The following is a 14192-nucleotide window of genomic DNA, read 5'->3' as shown; positions in this document are numbered from 1 at the left end:
TCGACTGTAATTTCGAGTCATTTATAGTAAAATTAAACAAAACAGTACATTATTTCAAATTTTATTCGATAAAAAAGAGTGTGAAATAAACAATAAAGAGATTACTTTTGCTTTTACACTATCGGAATTTGGATTAAAACTTTGTGTTTATTAACAAATCGATTTTTTGAATAACATATTATCCGCATGCTTTTACCAAACCTGGAATTAATTATTAATTTATATTTAAAAAAATGAAGCAATTTCTTTTTACAGCCGTACTTTGGCTCGCTTTTTTTAACACTGCGAAATCACAGCAGTTAAAATCCCCCAACGGAAAATTTGTAATGGAATTCTCCTTGCAAAATGACGGAACTCCAAGTTACAGTTTAAATTACAAAAATAAAGCAGTTGTAAAACCAAGTAAATTGGGTCTTGAGTTAAAAAATGATAAAAAATCGTTGCTAAATGACTTTACTGTTATTGATACCAAAGCAACAACTTTTGATGAAAACTGGAAACCAGTTTGGGGAGAAGTAGCCTCCATTCGCAATCATTATAACGAATTGGCAGTAACCTTAAATCAAAAAGAAACCGACAGACAAATTGTGATTCGTTTCCGTTTGTTTGACGATGGTCTAGGATTTCGTTATGAATTCCCTTCGCAAAAAAACCTAACTTATTTTGTAATCAAAGAAGAAAGAACACAGTTTGCCATGACAGGCGATCATACGGCGTTTTGGATTCCTGGTGATTATGATACCCAAGAATACGATTATACGACCTCAAAATTATCAGAAATCAGAGGATTGGCTGAAAAAGCAAAAACGGCAAATGTATCCCAAACTTCTTTTTCTTTGACAGGAGTTCAAACTTCGTTAATGCTAAAAACCGCGGATGGATTGTATATCAATTTACACGAAGCGGCATTAATTGACTATTCATGCATGCATTTGAATTTGGATGATAAAACTATGATTTTCGAATCTTGGTTGACACCCGATGCAAAAGGAGACAAAGGATACATGCAGGCTCCAAATCATTCGCCTTGGCGTACCATAATTGTTAGTGATGATGCCAGAGAAATTCTGGCTTCAAAAATGACCTTAAACTTAAATGACCCTAACAAAATTGAAGATACGTCTTGGATAAAACCGGTTAAATATGTGGGCGTTTGGTGGGAAATGATTACTGGAAAAAGCTCTTGGGCATATACGGATGAATTTCCTACGGTACAACTTGGCGTTACTGATTTTTCAAAAGCAAAACCTAATGGAAAACACGGTGCCAATAACGCCAATGTAAAAAAATACATTGATTTTGCGGCTAAGCACGGTTTTGATGCGGTTTTAGTCGAAGGCTGGAACGAAGGTTGGGAAGACTGGTTTGGTCATTCCAAAGATTATGTTTTTGATTTTCTGACTCCATACCCTGATTTTGATGTCAAAGGGTTACATGAATATGCAAAATCTAAGGGAGTTAAAATGATGATGCATCACGAAACTTCGGGTTCAGTGCGCAATTACGAGCGTCACATGGATAAAGCGTATCAATTTATGAACGACAATGGATACAATTCTGTCAAAAGTGGTTATGTTGGTTCTATCATTGAAAACGGTGGAAATCATTATAACCAATTCATGATTAACCACTATCAATACGCGATAGAAAAAGCAGCAGATTATAAAATCATGGTGAATGCGCACGAGGCGGTTCGTCCAACTGGAATTTCCAGAACCTATCCAAACTTAATAGGTAACGAAGCGGCAAGAGGAACAGAATATCAGTCTTTTGGCGGTTCTAAACCTAATCACGTAACGGTATTGCCTTTTACACGTTTAGTGGGAGGACCGATGGATTACACGCCGGGTATTTTCGAAATGGATTTAAGTAAATTGAATCCCGATAATAATTCGCATGTGAATAGTACAATTGCGAACCAACTGGCATTGTATGTAACGATGTACAGCCCGTTGCAAATGGCAGCAGATTTACCGGAAAATTACGATCGCTTTCCGGATGCTTTCCAATTTATCAAAGATGTCGCGATAGATTGGTCAGACAGTAAATACCTTGAAGCAGAACCTGGTCAATATGTTACCGTTGCACGTAAAGCAAAAGTGACTAAAAATTGGTTCATCGGTAATGTAAATGGCGATACTTCTCGTACCTCAACAATCAAATTTGATTTCTTGGAAAAAGGAAAAAAATATATAGCTACGATTTATGCTGATGCAAAAGATGCTCATTATAAAACCAATCCGCAAGCGTATACGATTCGTAAAATAACGGTAACCAACAAATCAAAACTTTCACAACTCAGTGCTCCCGGTGGAGGTTATGCAATAAGCATCGTTGAAATCAAAAAGTAAATAACTAAAAAAGGCTGTCCAATCGGACAGCCTTTTTATTTTGGTATTATAATCCTGCAAGGTTTTGGAAACCTTGTAGGTATAATTTTTTATTAGATTAATAGACCTACAAGGTCAAAAAAAAACCTTGCAGGAAAACCAGTTTATCTCAAATTAATGAAATCGATTTAATTAAAAAATAGTAATCGAATTCAGCTAAAAAGTAAATTAATAAAAAAGGCTGTCCGAAAAGACAGCCTTTTTTGATTTTATAATAGTCTTAAACTAATTAACTTTAATCAGTTTTACATCGAAAATAAGAACAGAACCTCCCGGAATTGGTCCGCTACCATTGCTTCCATAACCTAAATGAGCAGGAACTAAAAGAATCCCGCTTCCGCCTTCTTTAAAATAAGGAATCCCTTCTGTCCAACCTTTTATAACTTGATTTAATCCAAACGAAATACCGGAAGCATTACTTTGATCAAAAATATTTCCATTGGTAAAATACCCTTTGTATGCTACTGTTACATTGGATGAAGCTTTTGGTCTAGCGCCAGTTCCCGCTTCATTAACCACATAGTACAATCCTGAATCGGTTTTTATGGCCGTCAATTTATTTTTGGCAATGTAATCCACAATTTCTTTTTCGTTTTGAACCGTGTAATCAACAGATTTAGATGGCTCGTTATCCGATAAACAAGAAACAAATAATAAAGAAACTAATGCTAATAAAGTAGATTTCATAATTTAATTTAAAGGTTAAGACTGCAAATATAGCAATTCAAGTAGAACCTTTTATAAAAATCATTTCTCACCAAAAATCTGAACATCATCTACTTGAAAAGCACCATCCAAAGCCAGATTTTTCCCGGAACCGGTATATTTAAAAGCAATATTGATTTTACCTTTATACGAAGATAAATCCACTGCGCCACTTCCCACAAATTGATACCAAGGCGTTGCTTGTTTAGGTAAGTTAACAAGCAAAGGAGTCCAATTTGCTGTAGCAAAATTCAACCCGTCAAAATTTGTGGAAACATACACTTCCAGAGAATTTAATGGCGAATCAACATCCAGATGATGCTGAGCGCTCCTAAAAGTCAGGACTTCTTTCGTATGAACATCCATGTCAATTTTTGGCGAAATTAACCAGGCAATATTCGAAACGACTTTGGTTCCGCTAATGGCAAACTCGGCATAACCATTTCCGGAATAAACAGTTCCTTTCCAGAAAAGTGATCCTTTTTGAACCATATTTGCCCATCCCGGGAGACTCAATTTAGACTTATCGACTACTTTTTCAAAATCTTCTGAGAAAAAAGGAACTGCTCTTGATTCGGTCATCACCACATCTTTTTCGGAACGGGGCAACAATTGGTAATCACTTCCATATTTCGTCAAAATCCCCCTTACTTTTCCGCTTCCATTAGGAACTAATTTTGTCGCAAAATCAGAAAAACTACTCGTTCTAAAATAGACTTGATTGCCCAATTTATCTACCAACCCCCAATTTGTAGCACCGCCCACATTATTTGCTTCTTCAAAATAATGACGTCCCACTGACAAAGCTGAAAATTGAACATCGGACAATTCGACCAACGTATTTAAATTGGAATCATTCAATAACTCTGACATTGTCAACGACCGAACCAAAACCTCTTCCTTTACGTTTGTGCAAGAAGCGTTCAACACATTTTTATAGTCATTTTGCGAAAGTCGCCCTACTCCGCCGTCATTGTAAGAATTTACAAAAATGCTTCCGATACGCATCCCGCCAAACGAAATATCCGTGTATTGATCTTTCAACTTTATATATACTTTATTCCCAAACCTGTAATCAATATACAAGTTCGTAGCATCAACGGGAACACTAAATCCAATGGCTGGCGTTGTGGCTGTTGCCAAAGTCTGAAAGGAAATCGACTTGAAAAAATTCCCCGATTCATCGCTGGAAACCACATACGCCTCGATGATATCGTCATATTTGTATTGCGTTACAATGGCATTAGCACCAATATGAACTTCGTTGACAGTTTTATTAGTCACTAAATCCGGCTGTGTACAAACTAGTTTTGGAGCCACAACTTCATCTGTCACGCAACTGGCAAATATGATTGTCAATAGCAACAATAAAAACGATTTGTAAAATGTTGATTTCATATACTTTAATTTAGAGATTGATATAAAGGTTCACGAAATACGTTCTTCCGTATCCGTAGAAATATTTTGGTCCAAAAGAAGGCGTGCCGCTGGAAAAATCTTGATTAATTTGTCTGAAATTAGCATTTCGGGCTTGTTGGTAACCACCGGTTTTATAAGTTACATTAAGCACGTTATTGATGCTGGCAAAAATCCCGACATTCTTTCCATAAATACGCCATGATTTTCCACCCACAAGATTGAGCAACATCGTAGGGTTAAATTTTTCCTGTTTTAATAATTCTGCGGCTCTTTCTTCAGTCGCCTCTGGAAAATTGAAACCGCTTGCAGGATTTTTATAAAATATTTCGGTTCTTGAAATGGGTGAAATATCAATATAACTATTGGTGAGATAATTTACATTGGCGCTGATCCACCAATATTTTGGATCTCGATACTCAATTCCTATGGAATATGCGCGTTGTGGCATTCCGGCTTGCTTGTAATTTTTAAGGGAAGCCGTTCCAAAATCAAAAACTGGACTGGTATTTTCTGGAGTTGCTTCGGCATCGTTTGTCAACGTCACTTTTGGATTACTGTCATAGGTAAATTCTCCAAAAGCTGCCGAAAAAGTGGTTTTAAATGTTTGCGTCAATTGGTATTCCAAACTGAATTCGGCACCAATATTTTTCTTATTCAATTTTGTTAATGTTTGACTCACAAAAGCATCGGTGTTTAAATATCCCGCTCCATCATCAAAAATCCCTTCGGCATAAAAGAAGGAAATTTGAGTCGCATTTTTAATTAGGGAGTAATAAGCTGTCAGCCGGGCTTTGAGTTTTGGAGACCGATACACATAACTCGCATCCAAACTGCTGATGTTCTCACTTTCTATTCCGTTTACAATTGCATTACTCAATCGGGAATTTGCAAAAGTATTTTTCAAAGAAGGTGCTTTAGTCAAGTGTGCCGCATTGAAAGTCACCAACTGTTTCCCGGAAATTTTCAAATTGAATCCGGCTTTGAATCCAAAATTTTCAAACACCACTTTTTCACTTTTTCCGAAGGAATTGCTTTCATAGATTCCGTTTTTATACAAACCTTCCCTTTGATAATCTGCTCTTGAAAAATTTTGCGCCAGATAGAAATCCACTTTGCTATACGTGAATTTGAATTGGGTAAACGCTTCTACAGTATTAGCTAAAAAATTAAAGTTGTAGCCGTAAGTATCGCCAACAACTACTTGTCGGTCCGGATTATTAAGATCAGACTGGGATTGATTTCCGCCGTAAAAAGCATCGATATCGTCAAAATAAGAACCGCCAAGCAAGTCCAATAATTTTTGTGAATTATGCGATTTTAGTTTTTTGAACGATGCTCCGGCATTCATGAAAATATTTTCTGAGAGTTGCGCACTCAAATTAGTTGTGGCCACCGCCGTTTCATCTTCTACTTGATCTTCATACAAAACGTACTTGCTTTTTGTGGGTTCGTAGCCCGTTATTGTACCATTAGCATCCAAAACTGGATTTTGATTCGCTTGGTATAATGCCGTCCAATCAATTTGAGGATTGGCTAAAAACTGAGCTTTGCTTTTCTCCGCATTTTCATAATCTGGAGTAAATGCTCCCGAAAATTCTCCGTTATCCGGTGCATATAGCGAGCTGTAATAACTGGGCATCTTTCTGTAATAAGTTGGATCTGGACTATTCGCATTTTGATAATCGATGTTGCTGTTGGCAATTGTTCCAAATTGATACATCAAACTTGAATTCAGGTTGGTTTTATCGTTGATTTTAAAATAGTGATTCAGCATAAATGTGGGTTCTTCAATGGTTTTAATACGAGCGTTTCTCTTTTCACCGTCTTGAAAACCCCAATATGAATTGTATTTTACGTTTGTCAATTGTGTAACTTCGGCAGTATTTGGTGAATTTTTGGCTCTGGAATTCGGCGTGTACAGAGCCGTCAGATTTAATGAATGCTTCTCGCCCAACTTTTTTTCGAGGCTTATAAAAAAGGAATTTGCATCATAATTGGTCCCTTCAAAATAACCTTCCTGTGCCCAGCGTTTTCCTGCCGATACGACAAAAGCCCAGCCAGAGGAATTCATACCGGAAGCATGTGTTGCCATCGTGCGCCAACTGTAATTGGTATTGGTTGATGAAAATGTGATTCGGGAACCGGGTCTGTAAATAGAAGCCCGCGTATTGATTTCCTGCGTTCCTAAAATCCCGCCAAACGTATAATCCGACGGAGCAGTTCCCAATGTGAATTCCTGATTGCGGAGCGCATCATTCAATCCGCCCCATTCGCCCCATTGCGGTCTTCCATCATAAATTTTGTTCATGGAAACGCCATTAATCATCATCGTGGAATGTTCGCTGTCTAATCCGCGAACTCTAAAACGAGCTTGTCCCCAATTGAAGGCTGCGGCTTGCAAGAAAGCATCTCGGGAAGATTGAAGGAGTCCGGAAGTACTTTCGGAACTGCTGTTGTCTTCACCAAAATCACTTTCAATGAGTGTGATGATACTGTTTTGTTGTTCTGTGGATTGATCTTCTTCTAAAGTTATGATTCCTAAATCCAGCATTTGTCCTTCGGTAATTTCAACGGGATACAAGCCATCTTTGAAACCCTGACTATGTACCAAAAGCAATATATTTCCTGTGGGAACAGAATCAAAACTGAAATTACCATCATCTTTTGTGAGTTGCATCAAGGTAGTATTTTGAATACTGACGACGACAAAACCTAATGGATTTTGCGTTTTTGAGTCCACGATTTTTCCAAAAAATCCTGTGTTGTTTTGTGCCGTAACACATCCTTGTTGAATGATAAAAAAGAAAGCAACGTAAAATTTATTCATCGATGCAACGGATTATGGTTTATATTTTTAAAAGCTGGAAATCAATAAGAAATTCAACCGCTACAATCAAATGCAACGGTTGAACTAAAAGCATAGCAAACGTTATCCGAAGTGGAATAACTACACTGAATAATTAAAAGTGAATTTTGGAAAAGTGGTATATACTTTTAATGATTTACTGCTGAAATAAGTGGTATTTAAAATTCAGCATAAAATCGAAATACTGCTTAAAAGAATTCGTGGACTAAATATAACCAAAAAAATTATAACTATCTGATATTCAGCTAAAAATATTTTTTATAATCAGTTTTTTCAGCTGTATTTTTGGAAAAGCTCTTAGATAACACTAACGAATTTAGTAGCCCCGATGGCAGCAAGTATCCCACGCTTTTGGGCGTGGATACTGTGAACAGCGGGAGAAAATGTTTTTATGGAAACGAAATATAGTGCTCCTAAGAATTTATAGTTACTCGATTGCCTTGATTCGGGACACCATTATTGCGATGAGAATCCCAAAAACGCCGATGAATGCGAATGAAAATCTGAGGCTTGACAACTCCGCTATGTAACCGATAATTGGCGGCCCCATCAGAAATCCCAGAAAACTGACGCTGGAAACTGTTGTTAAGGCTTCGCTGGGCGACACATTTGGGTTTTTTCCAGCCACACTGTAAACTGTGGGAACTATCGTGGAAACTCCCAAACCAACAAACATAAATGCGATGGTTGCGGGAATGACGAAAGGGAAGAATACGGCTGTAAAAAGCCCTGCTGATATCATGATTCCGCTGATTTGCATTACTGTTTTTCGCCCAAATTTACGGATCAGACCGTCTCCTAAGAAACGTCCGCCGGCCATCATAATCATAAAAGAAGTATATCCCAAAATAACTAATGGTCCGGGCGCTTTGATGACTTCTTTGAAATAAACACCGCTCCAGTCGAACATTACGCCTTCGCTGGCCATGCAACAAAACCCGATTATTCCCAACCAAATCAAGGCACTGTCCGGTTTTGTGAACAATTTTTTCTTCTCGGTTCGGATAGTTTCTTTGGCTTTTATTAAAAATTTATAGTTGAAAGCCATCATCAAAAATACGATTCCGGCGACAATGAGAAAGTGAATGTAAGGTGATAATTCAAAAGCCAGCATTCCTAATCCTAGTATTGCTCCCATGAATCCTGCAAAACTCCACATCCCATGAAAGGAGGACATGATCGTCTTTTTGAACAGTACTTCGGTGTAGACGCCTTGCGTGTTTACGGCGATATTAGATAAATTTCCAAAGATTCCAAACACAAATAATCCCAATGACAATTGCCAAGCGGCAATAGCCAATCCTAAATTTGTCATGCTAAAAACATATAATGAAAGGGCGAATATCAAGATTCTGTGGCTGCCAAAACGGGTCACTAATTTTCCGGAAAAAGGCATTATCACTAATTGTCCTAACGGCAAAGCGAATAAAATACTTCCTAAATCGCCTTCGCTGAGGTGCAAAGCGGTTTTAATATCCGGGATTCGGCTTGCCCAAGTGGCGAAACACAAACCCATCCCAAAATAGAACATCGAAACCGCCCAACGGATTCGGTTCAAATAAGAAACCTTAGCTTGTGTGTATGTTTTCTTGAGTTTGGCTTTCGTTTTTGACCTTCCTAAAAAGTTTAAATCTATCAAAGTGATTTATTTTAGCATTTAACGGGTCAAAATTACAAAAAGCAATCATTGTTTGTATTCAAGCAATATAAGTGAGGAAAAATACAACGTTATTGTTTATAAAAAGTGATTACCGCGAATTCGCTAATTTTTAAAAAGTATAGAAATTAGCGAATTCGTGGTAGATTTTATAAATCTAACAATTGGTTTTTAAATAAAAAGGCCACAGATTCACTGATTTCATATAGGTTAAAATCTGTGAATCTGTGGCTAAATTTCTATTTTGACAAAAACTTGTTACAAATCAATTGCTTTTTTCTGCGCGCTGCTTTGAATCGCAGCTTCAATAATTTGCATAACCTGAACGCCCTCTTGTGCCGTCACCGGTTCTATAACGTCATTTATAATCGAATGATAAACTCCGTCAAAAAATTCGTAGTAATTACCTTGAAGTGTGGGGATAATTTCCTGAACAATTTCTCCATTAATTTCAGTGTGCAAAAGTCCCCGTTTTTCAATGGATTCCGTTCCCCACGTTTCTAAATTTGGTTTATTTCCTAGTTTTAATTCGTCTTCCTGAACATCACCACGGGGTTTCAGGAACGAACCTTTCTTGCCATGAATAACAAAGGCTGGAATCGCTTCCCGAACAAAAAACCCAGCTTTGAGTCGGACACGGAAATTGGAATAATACAGTAAAATATCAATATTATCATCTACCAAAGAATGTTCCCGTGTGATACGTATATCCGCGAAAACGGATTGTGGCAACCCAAATAAACACAACGCCTGATCGATTAAATGTGGTCCCAAATCCTTCAGAATTCCTGCACCCGAATTAACGGTTTCCTTGTGTTGCTTCGGACTTAAAATAGGATTGTAGCGATCAAAGTGGAATTCGGCTTCCACGATGTCACCTAATACTTTCTCTGAAATAATTTTCTGGACGGTTTTGAAATCGCTGTCCCATCTTCTGTTTTGGAAGACGGCCAGTTTCAATCCTTTTTCTTTGGCTATAGCCGCTAATTCCTGCGCTTGGGCAACGGTTGTGGTAAAAGCTTTTTCGACAATGGTATGTTTTCCGGCAAGAAGCAGTTGTTTTGCATATTCATAATGTGTTTCCACCGGAGTATTTACGATGACTAAATCTACATCCTCTTCTAACAACTCTTCCAGCGTGGCGTAACTTTTTACAGCAGGAAAATCCTGGTGGATTAATTTTTTACTTCGTTCCCAAGAACCAAGGAGTTCAAATCCCGGGTGAAAATTTAAAAAAGGAGCATGAAATACTTTCCCGGACATGCCGTAGGAAAGTAAAGCAGTTTTTATTTTTTGCATGGTATTATTTTTCAAATTATTGGCGTGTATTTTTTAAACATATAAGCCATATAAGTTTTTTAAAATCAAATAATTAGTGAAATTTTTGTCATTTATTTTCTTTCAAAGCAGAGACTGCAACCTGTTTTTTTTTAACATATAAGTCATATAAGTTTTTTAAAATTAATTATGCCGTGAGGTTCTTGTCATTTCTTTTATTTCAAAAATACAGACTGAAACCTATTTTTTAACATATAAGGCATATAAGTTCATATAACAATTGCAATATTTTTATACAGTTATTTTATAATTTTTAAAAGTAAAACTTAAATGACTTATATATTTCAAAATCAAAAACTTACTTTTTAGCTCTTTCGTATTGTTTAGGCCATTCGATATCCGCATTTAAATCATGTGCGAATGTCAATCCCAGACTAGGATTCCTAAGGGATTCTCTGGCAAAAAGTACTAAATCCGCTTTTCCTGAAGCTACTATTTCCTCGGCTTGAGCAGCTTCGGTAATCAAACCTACGGCGCCAGTCAGAATTCCGGTTTCATTTTTTATGCTTTCCGCAAAAGGAACTTGGTAATTCGGACCTAACGGAATTTGTTGGTGTGACACTAATCCTCCTGAAGAAACATCGATTAAATCGACGCCTTTTTCTTTTAGTATTTTCGAAAGCTTTACAGATTCATCAGCATTCCAACCGCCTTCTGCCCAGTCTGTAGCCGAAATTCTAACGAATAAAGGCAGGTTTTCCGGCCATTCTGATTGAACTGCATCCAGTACTTCGAGTGTTAAACGGATTCGGTTTTCGAAACTTCCACCATATTCGTCGGTTCTAAAATTAGACAAAGGAGAAAGAAACTGATGCAACAAATACCCGTGCGCCGCATGAATTTCCATTACCTGAAAACCTGCTTGAAAGGCTCTTTTTGTAGCTGATTTGAAGTCGGAAACTACTTTTTTAATTCCCGCTTCATCTAATGCAACAGGAGCGTTTTCAGTATAATGATACGCAACTGCACTTGGCGCCACGGTATCCCAGCCGCCTTGTGTTGCGTCTAGTTTTCGGCCTCCGTTCCACGGTGATGCGGCACTTGCTTTTCTTCCGGCATGCGCCAATTGGATTCCGGGAACCGATTTCTGAGCAATAATAAATTCATTAATCTGCTGCATTTTTTCGATTTGCTCGTCTTTCCAAAGTCCTAGATCCTCTGGAGAAATTCGGCCTTCGGGAGAAACTGAAGTCGCTTCCTGAATGATTAGTCCTGCTCCACCGCTGGCGCGACTGCCAAGATGTACAAGATGCCAATCATTGGCAAAGCCATCTTGAGCCGAATACTGGCACATTGGTGAAATAGCAATTCTGTTTTTTAACGTGATATTTTTTATTGGAAGAGGAGAAAATAATTTTGAAGACATATTTTAATTTTAAAAGTGAAAGAAACAAGAAATACTCATTTCAAAAAAGTAAAGTTAAGATTCACAGACCAAAGTAAGAATTGAATTTCTATTAATTAACAAACTTTTAAAATGGTATGGAACAATTATTGTAAAATAAACAAATAGAAAACCTTACTTTTGTCAGTTGTAAAAGAACTAAAATTAAAAAATGGATATATTTATCAAGCTTTCTCAATTTTTATTGAGCTTATCATTACTGATTATACTTCACGAATTAGGACATTTCATTCCTGCAAAATTGTTTAAAACCAGAGTCGAAAAATTCTACTTATTTTTTGATGTTAAATATTCCCTTATTAAAAAGAAAATTGGTGAAACTGAATACGGTATCGGTTGGTTGCCTTTGGGTGGTTATGTGAAAATTTCCGGAATGATTGACGAAAGTATGGACAAGGAACAAATGGCTTTACCACCACAACCATGGGAATTTCGTTCTAAACCAGCTTGGCAACGTTTGATTATTATGTTGGGAGGAGTTACCGTGAATTTCATTTTGGCTTTCATTATATATATCGGAATGGCATTTGCCTACGGCGATACCTATATTGCTAATGAAGATTTGAAAGATGGTTTATTAGTTGAAAACAAGGCTATGCAAAACGTAGGCTTTAAAACTGGTGATCGCGTTGTTTCTGTTGACGGGGAAAAAATAGTCAAATTTGACAATGACCTTACTATGAAAGTCATTATGGCAAAAGAGGTAATTATCGAAAGAAATGGAACGGAGCAAGCGATAAAAATGCCAAATGATTTTGTAGATCAATTGTCCAAACAGGAAAAAAGCACTTTGTTGGATATTAGAATGCCGTTTGTAGTTGGAGGTGTCACGCCCGGATCTAAAAATACCGCTTTGCAACCGAAAGATATCGTACTTGCACTAAACAATCAACCAACAAAATATTTTGACCAGGCAAAAACAGTTTTGGAAAGCAACAAAAACAAAACGATTACTGCCACTGTTTTAAGAGACGAGAAAGAAATAAAAGTACCCGTTATCGTTTCTAATGACGGTAAACTAGGAATTGGTGTTGGAGGATTAGGTATGGCGTCACTAGAGAAATTAGGTTATTATAAAATCAGCAAACAGGAATTTAGTTTGATGGAATCAATCCCGGTAGGAATTACGAAAGGGAAAGATCAACTAGTAGGATACGGAAAACAGCTGAAAATGATCTTCAGTCCAAGTACCGGTGCTTACAAACAAGTAGGTGGTTTTAAAGCGATATTCGATATTTTTCCTAATACATGGAGTTGGGAAGTTTTCTGGAACATCACCGCTTTATTATCAATCATGCTTGGAGTAATGAACTTATTGCCTATTCCTGCACTAGATGGTGGACATGTAATGTTTTTATTATATGAAATCATCAGCGGTAAAAAACCAAGTGATAAATTCTTAGAGAACGCTCAAATGGTTGGTTTCGTATTACTTATAACACTGTTACTATTCGCTAACGGAAACGACATTTACAAGGCAATTGTAGGGAAGTAAAAAAAATTGAAAAAAGTTTTAATTTTGTTTGCAAAAAACAAATTAAGCCCTATATTTGCACCGCTTTAGAAGTGAAACACACCTCACTAATAAGCACTCAAAAACGTTCATTCAGTATCAGAATAAAAATATATAGTTTCCTTCTTAGCTCAGTTGGTTAGAGCATCTGACTGTTAATCAGAGGGTCCTTGGTTCGAGCCCAAGAGAGGGAGCTTTTTAAAAAGACTTTACAGCAATGTAAGGTCTTTTTTGTTTTAAAGCTGTAGTGAAAGCGGGACTTCATGGCGATTCAGTAGAGAATAGAAATTTTATTATTTCCACTATTCAGAGTTGCATGAAAAAAAAGGTATTCCAAAATGTCATTTTGGAATACCTTTTTTATTCAATCCATTTACTTATCTAACAATAGATTTCTCTTAATTTTAATTTGCAACCGTTCTCAACTTACTACAACTGCTAATCTTGGGCATTCAGGAGAATCCATTTTTTATCACTATTCAGTTTAAAGGTACCAATATGTTCCTTATTCCATTCATCAGGTCCTATCAACGATAGAAAATTTACGCCTTCAGCATCTCTGTACAAATGATAGATTTCGCCAATAACGGGTTCAAATGAAAATTTAGCGCTATACACCAATTCGTTCCATTCGTATTCTTGCATCAACTTTTCATATTGAAGCTTGAGTTCATTAAATTTATTCCCCAGCTCCTTATTCACATTGTCAATTCCTCTGCTTTTCCAAGAAACCACATCATCAACTCTAATCACCGGTGCTCCAACTCCAGTTCCGTAAGGTAGAACATTGGCATTATATCCTGCTTCGACTGTGTATACAACATTATCTGGTTTTTTATTTTTCATCTAAGTTTAATTTATATTTTCCAATTACTTTTAAGCAATAAATTAATGTTTTT

The 14192-nt window shown here is 36.9% G+C and carries 9 protein-coding genes and 1 tRNA gene; 3 read left to right on the top strand and 7 right to left on the bottom strand.

The window, feature by feature from the left end:
- Nucleotides 1–233: 233 nt before the first annotated feature.
- Complete coding sequence (locus E0F89_RS01115) at nucleotides 234–2351, top strand: glycoside hydrolase family 97 protein (RefSeq protein WP_131908026.1); 2118 nt, start codon at nucleotides 234–236, stop codon at nucleotides 2349–2351.
- A gap of 264 nt (nucleotides 2352–2615) precedes the next feature.
- Here the strand turns inward: E0F89_RS01115 and E0F89_RS01110 are convergent, their stop codons facing one another.
- From E0F89_RS01110 to E0F89_RS01085, 6 genes are all read right to left on the bottom strand, one after another.
- On the bottom strand, nucleotides 2616–3077 hold the full coding sequence (locus tag E0F89_RS01110) for an FKBP-type peptidyl-prolyl cis-trans isomerase (protein WP_131908025.1): 462 nt from the start codon (nucleotides 3075–3077) through the stop codon (nucleotides 2616–2618).
- Between the two features lie 60 nt (nucleotides 3078–3137).
- Nucleotides 3138–4493, bottom strand: a complete 1356-nt coding sequence (locus E0F89_RS01105; protein ID WP_131908024.1) for a DUF5689 domain-containing protein — start codon at nucleotides 4491–4493, stop codon at nucleotides 3138–3140.
- A gap of 10 nt (nucleotides 4494–4503) precedes the next feature.
- Complete coding sequence (locus tag E0F89_RS01100) at nucleotides 4504–7341, bottom strand: carboxypeptidase-like regulatory domain-containing protein (RefSeq protein WP_131908023.1); 2838 nt, start codon at nucleotides 7339–7341, stop codon at nucleotides 4504–4506.
- 466 nt (nucleotides 7342–7807) lie between these two features.
- Nucleotides 7808–9019, bottom strand: a complete 1212-nt coding sequence (locus E0F89_RS01095) for an MFS transporter (RefSeq protein WP_131908022.1) — start codon at nucleotides 9017–9019, stop codon at nucleotides 7808–7810.
- 276 nt (nucleotides 9020–9295) lie between these two features.
- Nucleotides 9296–10336: a Gfo/Idh/MocA family oxidoreductase gene (locus tag E0F89_RS01090; RefSeq protein ID WP_131908021.1), complete on the bottom strand. Its 1041-nt coding sequence runs from the start codon at nucleotides 10334–10336 to the stop codon at nucleotides 9296–9298.
- 337 nt (nucleotides 10337–10673) lie between these two features.
- A complete protein-coding gene (locus E0F89_RS01085; RefSeq protein WP_131908020.1) occupies nucleotides 10674–11741 on the bottom strand; it encodes an NADH:flavin oxidoreductase/NADH oxidase in 1068 nt (355 codons plus the stop codon).
- A gap of 190 nt (nucleotides 11742–11931) precedes the next feature.
- Here E0F89_RS01085 and rseP point away from each other — a divergent pair, with 190 nt between their 5' ends.
- Nucleotides 11932–13275, top strand: a complete 1344-nt coding sequence (gene rseP, locus E0F89_RS01080) for an RIP metalloprotease RseP (protein ID WP_131908019.1) — start codon at nucleotides 11932–11934, stop codon at nucleotides 13273–13275.
- Nucleotides 13276–13413: 138 nt separating this feature from the next.
- Nucleotides 13414–13487, top strand: a tRNA-Asn gene (locus E0F89_RS01075).
- A gap of 244 nt (nucleotides 13488–13731) precedes the next feature.
- On the opposite strand, the gene E0F89_RS01070 is transcribed toward E0F89_RS01075, so the two are convergent.
- Nucleotides 13732–14139, bottom strand: a complete 408-nt coding sequence (locus tag E0F89_RS01070) for a DUF2452 domain-containing protein (protein ID WP_131908018.1) — start codon at nucleotides 14137–14139, stop codon at nucleotides 13732–13734.
- Nucleotides 14140–14192 lie beyond the last annotated feature (53 nt).

The organism is Flavobacterium caseinilyticum, assembly GCF_004349085.1.
GTDB lineage: Bacteria > Bacteroidota > Bacteroidia > Flavobacteriales > Flavobacteriaceae > Flavobacterium > Flavobacterium caseinilyticum.
The sequence above is the reverse complement of the archived record's forward strand: the minus strand, read 5'-3'. Positions and strand labels throughout refer to the sequence as shown.